Annotated in this window: 6 protein-coding genes and 1 pseudogene; 1 reads left to right on the plus strand and 6 read right to left on the minus strand. The window is 43.3% G+C overall.

The window, feature by feature from the left end; all coding sequences use genetic code 11:
- Nucleotides 1-78 precede the first annotated feature (78 nt).
- The 6 genes from CGZ75_RS10190 to CGZ75_RS10215 form a co-directional block, all read right to left on the minus strand.
- A complete protein-coding gene (locus tag CGZ75_RS10190; protein ID WP_089524060.1) occupies nucleotides 79-981 on the minus strand; it encodes an ABC transporter permease in 903 nt (300 codons plus the stop codon).
- A gap of 205 nt (nucleotides 982-1,186) precedes the next feature.
- Complete coding sequence (locus tag CGZ75_RS10195) at nucleotides 1,187-1,543, minus strand: nucleotide excision repair endonuclease (RefSeq protein ID WP_089524061.1); 357 nt, start codon at nucleotides 1,541-1,543, stop codon at nucleotides 1,187-1,189.
- Nucleotides 1,544-1,599: 56 nt separating this feature from the next.
- The gene (locus CGZ75_RS10200) at nucleotides 1,600-2,328 is read right to left on the minus strand and encodes a DUF421 domain-containing protein (protein WP_245850767.1); all 729 of its coding nucleotides are present in this window, start codon (nucleotides 2,326-2,328) and stop codon (nucleotides 1,600-1,602) included.
- 71 nt (nucleotides 2,329-2,399) lie between these two features.
- The gene (locus CGZ75_RS10205) at nucleotides 2,400-4,190 is read right to left on the minus strand and encodes a glycosyltransferase (protein ID WP_089524063.1); all 1,791 of its coding nucleotides are present in this window, start codon (nucleotides 4,188-4,190) and stop codon (nucleotides 2,400-2,402) included.
- Between the two features lie 119 nt (nucleotides 4,191-4,309).
- Entirely contained in the window at nucleotides 4,310-4,795 is a 486-nt protein-coding gene (locus tag CGZ75_RS10210; RefSeq protein ID WP_089524064.1) for an anthrone oxygenase family protein, read from the minus strand.
- A gap of 44 nt (nucleotides 4,796-4,839) precedes the next feature.
- Nucleotides 4,840-5,415 carry an NUDIX hydrolase gene (locus CGZ75_RS10215; RefSeq protein ID WP_089524065.1) on the minus strand — a complete coding sequence of 192 codons (576 nt, stop codon included), beginning with the start codon at nucleotides 5,413-5,415 and terminating at the stop codon, nucleotides 4,840-4,842.
- Between the two features lie 288 nt (nucleotides 5,416-5,703).
- Between CGZ75_RS10215 and CGZ75_RS25185 the strand changes: the two are divergent.
- A pseudogene (locus tag CGZ75_RS25185) lies at nucleotides 5,704-6,301 on the plus strand (RNA-guided endonuclease TnpB family protein); the annotation flags it as partial.

Consider the following 6,301-nt stretch of genomic DNA (forward strand, 5'->3'; position numbering starts at 1 on the left):
GAACACGATTCCCAGTATACTAAGTGGCGCTTTTTTGCTCAAAGCTCAAATTACTTCATTACAGGAATAGCTCCTTTCTTAGAACAAACCTTTATTCGTAATTCTTTTGGAGATATGGTTGGCAGCTAACAATAGAATCACCGCAATAATCGACTTGGCGAGGCCAACGGCCGTTGAATAGGAGTATCTCATCGATTCGAAACCGAGCTTGTATACATAAGTATCAATCGTCTCGCTCGTTTCCCTGTTCAGCACATTTTGCAGCACGAGAATTTGCTCAAAGCCGCTGTTCAAAAGAGAACTGATTGCAAAGATGAGCATGATGACGATTGTTCCCATTATGCTTGGCAGCGTAATATGCCACATTTTCTGAAATCGGCCCGCGCCGTCTATTTTTGCAGCTTCATATAATTCGGCGTCTACGCCTGCTATAGCGGCGATGTAAATGATCGCTCCCCATCCCAGCCCCTTCAGCGTTTCGCCGAGGACAAGAATGTATTTGAAATATTGCGGCTCTGACATAAAACTCAAGGGTTCTTTTAACACGCCGATCGTAAGAAGGATTTCGTTGAGAATACCGTTCGAGGGAGAAAGGATGTTAATAATTAAGCCGCCAAAAATAACCCAGGATACAAAATGAGGCAAATACGAAATCGATTGAACAAGTCTTCTAAACTTGTTGTTCGTTATCTCGTTCAACAATAAGGCAAAAATAATCGGAGCCGGGAAAGCTATGGCCAATGCGAGCATGTTGATCGTCAGCGTGTTTTTTAATACTTGCATAAAGTTGGGATCATTGAAAAACTCCCGAAAATGCTCCAAGCCAGCCCAATCCGAGCTCGTTATGCCTTGCAAAATGTCATAATCTTTAAAGGCAATCAGAATACCGTACATAGGAAAGTAGGAGAAGATAAGCAAAAAAATAATTCCCGGCCACACCATGCTTTGAATTTCTAACTGCCCTATGAATTTTTTGTACATGGGTGGACTCCTTTATGTTAGCGTTTTCTATATTGTAATAAAGGAGCTGAAAGCCTGAAATAGCAGCATTTTGTTTTTAGGTTCATTTTTTTGTTTCTTTGCTCTTTTCTTAAAGTTCAACTTATAAAACCAACAAAAAACGCAGCCTCATAAAGGCTGCGTTGATACGGCTCGCTATACTATTGGGGTATAACTTGAAATTCTATTAAAAAGAAAACTGTTTATCAACATTATACTTTGACTTCATCCGATTGACGACGTAGGTTTCATAGATATCACGTTCCATCGGATCGTCTACGAGGTAAACCTCGATTTTCGCCACTTCATCGCGATGTTTTTTCATCGGTGATACGGAATCCTCGAAATGCTTTTTGATTCTTGGGCGTAGCTTTCTTGCCTTGCCAACAAACAACAGCTCGTCCTTTGCATTGTAAAACATAAAAAAGCCACCTTTTTCTCTCGTAATCAGGTGGAAATCGGTAAACCCGAAAATATGGCTTCCCTCGGGGTTCTTCTGTTTAGTAATGCTCACTTCCGGTTTCGGAATAGTGATTGTTATCAAAGTTGCTCACGTCCTTTTTTCCTATTCATCTGAAGATTATACCATGGATTCTATCGTTATTCCTTATCCATTGGATTATAGATATCATCTTTATAATAATCAAACACGAGCTGCTGCTGCGTACCTCTTACCGCATAGAACACATCAGACAGCGTTTTCCCCCGCTGACTTAGCTCATGTTCAAGCCAGTTCCGAGTCAGTCCGTGTCGCTCCAGATTATCATCTACAATTTCGCCATCCATAATTAGCTCTATGGGAAAAGACTGAGCTCGTCCAACAAGGCCGATATCCTGTTTTGTGGCCAGCTGGTAGCCTTCTTTTTTCAGAATGGACACCTTTCCGTTGTTTTCCAGAACGGCATATTCCACTTCTTCTAAATTAAAAACCCCTTCTTCTCGCAAGGACTGGTCCAGCGAATCCATTGTATATCGAATTTTTCTCATATTATCTTCAAGAACTTTACCGCCCTCGATAAGCACGGTAGGAGAGCCGGAGATCCAGCTTCTCATTTTACGGCTTTTCAATGCGGCAACAGACAGCAAAAAAGAAAGGCTCGTAATTAAAACAAGAGCCGTCAGTTCATAAGTAAATTTCAAACTGATATTAAACGTTAAATTTGCCGCTATAGATCCCAGAGTAATGGTCGTCACAAAATCATGAAAGGTCATATTGGTGACCGTCTGTTTGCCGAGTATTCTAGGAATGAGCAGCAGTATGGTGACGGCTAATATCGATCGCAGCAATATTTCTGTGTAGGTCATAAATGGATGTCCTCCCCCTCCCATTATGTCCAAGCTGCAGGAAGTTTAACGGAGGGGATTAGGGGAGGCATTGAGGACGAAACTCAATCGATGCTCTAGTTAGAGAGCCGCTTATAAAGCTCTATCAGCCTCGGGAAAGTGGACATCTCACAAATAACCGACACCTCATTTTCAACATCCGCTTTTTCCATTTTACTTATGTGTTCATCCATAACAAACGGAGTAATCCTATCATCAGCACGCAATCGTTGAGGCAGCAAATTTAATGCCGAGTCCATATAGTTATAAAATGCATTGAAACGCTGCGGATATTGGGCTTTAATCCGGTTATACTCCGTCAAATATTCACTTAGATCATTAAAAGGATCCGGTCCTGCGAGCATAGTAAGCGAGAATAATTTGACTGCCTTATCATCAGGATACTTTTCACAAAACTTTATATAGTTCTGCGTCGCTTGAAAAAGGTTATCTGAAGGAACGGGATGATCTTGATGAAAATTAATTACAGAGTCATCGTGAATAAATGTCGCTCCATGTTGAGCGGCTCGGTATCCAAGTTCCCAATCCTCCCAGCCAAATCCCAAAAAGTGCTCGTCAAATCCGCCAATCTCCTCAAAAAGCTCTCTCGTCATAGAAGCATTGTTCGTAATCAAATTTATCCATGGAAAGTGGTAATTTTGGAATTCATCTCCATAATTTAATAGAATATTCTCATAATAAGGAGTAGTGTAGTTCCATTTTCTCAGATGATTAGAATCAAACATCATGTCAAATGGCAGAAGCTGTACTTGAGCTCGATCTCCTTCTAAAAATCGATCTATGAGTTCAGCGGCAACAGGATGGTTAGAATAACATTCCTTTAACTGAGCTATCTGCTGTAAGGAGAACTCCGGATCTATGATGGTAAAAATACGCTTTAACTTTAAGGCTCCCGAAACAACCTTCCGGTCTCCTGATAAGTGATGCTGGGCGTGGTTGCCTACAAAATCAGGAGCGCATATCATTTCAGCATCTAAAAATATAAACGTGGAACCTGCAGCAATTCGTGCACCTATATTGCGGATCGTGGATCTTCCCCTATTCTTGCGTGATTGCACATAAATGAATGAGTAACCCGGATTTATCAACTCATACAGCGATGAAGTTGCATCGGATGAATTATCATCCAAGAAAACAACTTCCATTTGCTCCGACGGAAATTGTTGTTTATCTAAACTGAGCAAAGAGAAATGGTTTAATGGGCAGCGGTTATGGGAAGGCATGATAACACTGACGGCGATATTTTTAACTACCCCATGTTGTATTACAATGCCTCTATCCAGATCACGATAAAAATAAATCCCCTTTTCCATCCCGTTCAATTTTGAATGCATATTCGCTTTCAATTCAGCCTCTGTCCTAATGGTGGACCATAAGCGAAACTCGCTCACTTCTCCTTTGAAAGCTCCGTATTGGTGTCCTCCAAGGCAAAGAGACGGATAAAGATGATCAACGACGCTATCAGCGCCTTCAACCTTCCTATGCTGTCCGTTAATATATAGACGAAGCTTCCTATTGTCCGAAACGATGGCCACATGCTGCCAGCTCGAGAAATCATACGGATAAACAAGCCTTGCCGGAATATGATTGGAGGAATGCTCATATACCGAAATCCCGTTTGTTCCTACTGAAATGCCGCAGCCTGCGGAACCATAAGGATAAAAATCCGGACCGACCACATACTTTTTCCCGACTAAACCATCATTCCCCAAGCTTTTTTCCGGATCCAGAAGTTGTTGCTCTTCCGCTTTCACCCAGAATTCATACGTAAACGTGTTGCTAATCCCGTTGGCTTTGGGGAACATGACCCAGGTGAATCCATCAAAATACGTCTTGTCGCCGAACATTATGGCGCCTCCTTACCCTTGTACCAAGGGTGAATACGCTGCTTCTCCAAATCTCATACAGCTGCTATATCTATATGATGACTAGAATAACTTCGTATAAGGAAGCTGCCTAATCGGCATTAAAACAACTTGCGAAACGCGAGTATAAATGAAGCCAGTGACGCCAGAGTCAAAACGGTCCGAACATGGTTCCACGCTGTCCAACTAACGACATAACGATTCCAAAGCTCTACGCCTTCGACACTATTAGGGCTGGCTGCAGCCAACGAGTCGTTTAACGGAATATTGAACACAGCTGTTACCAGAACACAGCCGATCAAATAGAGCAGGCTGCCCGCAAGCAGATAACCCATTCCTGCTCCTCCCCACTTGGTGAACGAGAAAATCGCCAAAATGACGCACGCCAATGCCGTCCCAGAAAATATGAAGCCAAACAATGGAGTCAGTATAGATACATTAATCGATTGCATCGTGGCGATTCCTTGTGCCGAAGGCAGCTTGGCAAGAACGCTCATCATGAACGCCGAGAAGGTAAAAAAAAGTCCGGCCATCAAACCAGCGCCTAACGAAGAAAACAAGGTTAAAGATTGAACAATTCGATCCATCTTATTGAACCTCCTCAATTTTTTGTAGCGGCGGCATCCCGAGCTTAAACTTCTGTGTCCTTCCCTACACGAAATAGCCCGTATCCTTTCAAAGGAACGATTGGATTTTCATCTAATCGAAGCCCTTCCGAACGGCTGCTCAAAGCAACGTCAGCGAGCCAGCGAGTGAAAGAAGCTACATTCATCGATTCCATCTCCTCCCTGCTGAAGAATCCTGCCGCATCCACTTCCAGTCCGTCTGGAATCGGCTCTCCTGCCACGTACTCCATGGAGTATGCGACATATAAGTTATGGATTAAACGCGGCTCGTCTCGTAGAGCTGCAACGCCGGTGACAACAGCTTCAATACCCGTTTCCTCGATTACTTCACGGCGTACTGTTTCATGCAGCTGCTCAAGCTGTTCCGCGTACCCGCCTGGATTTGTCCAATAACCTCGCCCAGGCTCCTGTGCTCGGCGCACGAGCAGCAGCTTTCCCTCTCTCTCGACTAAAGCGCCCACACCGATGCTATAATTGCCCCAGTGCACAAAGCTGCATGCTGTACATGCTCTTCTCTCGGTACCATCGATATCACGCGTTTCCATCGACTGACCGCAAGCTGAACAAAAGTTGATTTCCATCTCTAGTTTCTCCCCTCAAACACTATGATTTCAATCCCATACATTTATCATCCTATAGGATACAACCGCTGTAAATAACGAATGCTGCAAAGGGGCTAAGCGCTTTTTTTCTCTTAAAAAGATGGTATGATGGATAACATGTTCAACACTCTTAGTGTCAGGATTCTCCCGTCCTCTATAGGTGGGGGATGAATGACATGCTTGTAGGATAAGCTCAGCTTCCTTTGACTGTTCGCCTATTTTATCACCCATTTCGTGCTAAAATAGGAATGAAGGAGGTGAAGAAAATTGCTGATAACAACGAAGATTAAGCTCATGTTGGAGCAAGAACATCATGAAAAATTGTTGGAAACCATGAAACGATATAACGCTGCTTGCACCTTTATCAGTGGGTTCGCTTTTGAGCAGTCCGAATATAACCGCATCAAACTACAAAAGCTCGTTTACTATGACGTTCGCGATCAATTCCAGTTATCTTCTCAGATGGCCATTCTAGCTGTACGCAAAGTAGCGGATGCTTATACTGCTGAAAAGGCTAAAAAGAAAAAGAAACACAAAAAGCCCAAAGGCAAGAAAAAAGTGGAGAAAACGCTGATTTCGTTTCGTGAAACCGGTGCAATGAGCTATGACGCGAGAACGTTATCGTTTACTGGACTAGAGCTTGCTTCGATCTTGACGCTGGATGGACGCATTAAGGTGCCGATGAAGATTAGCCCTTATCATCAGGGCGTCATGCAAGGCAAGAATATCCGAGGCCAAGCCGACCTTGTTTGGCATGATGGTGTTTTTTATCTGCTGCTTGTAGTTGAGCGTCCAGCAAACGAGCCCTACGAGCCAATTGACGCTATAGGGGTCGATTTAGGCATAAAAAACATTGCTGCCGATA

It is taken from the genome of Paenibacillus herberti, assembly GCF_002233675.1.
GTDB classification, from domain to species: domain Bacteria; phylum Bacillota; class Bacilli; order Paenibacillales; family Paenibacillaceae; genus Paenibacillus_O; species Paenibacillus_O herberti.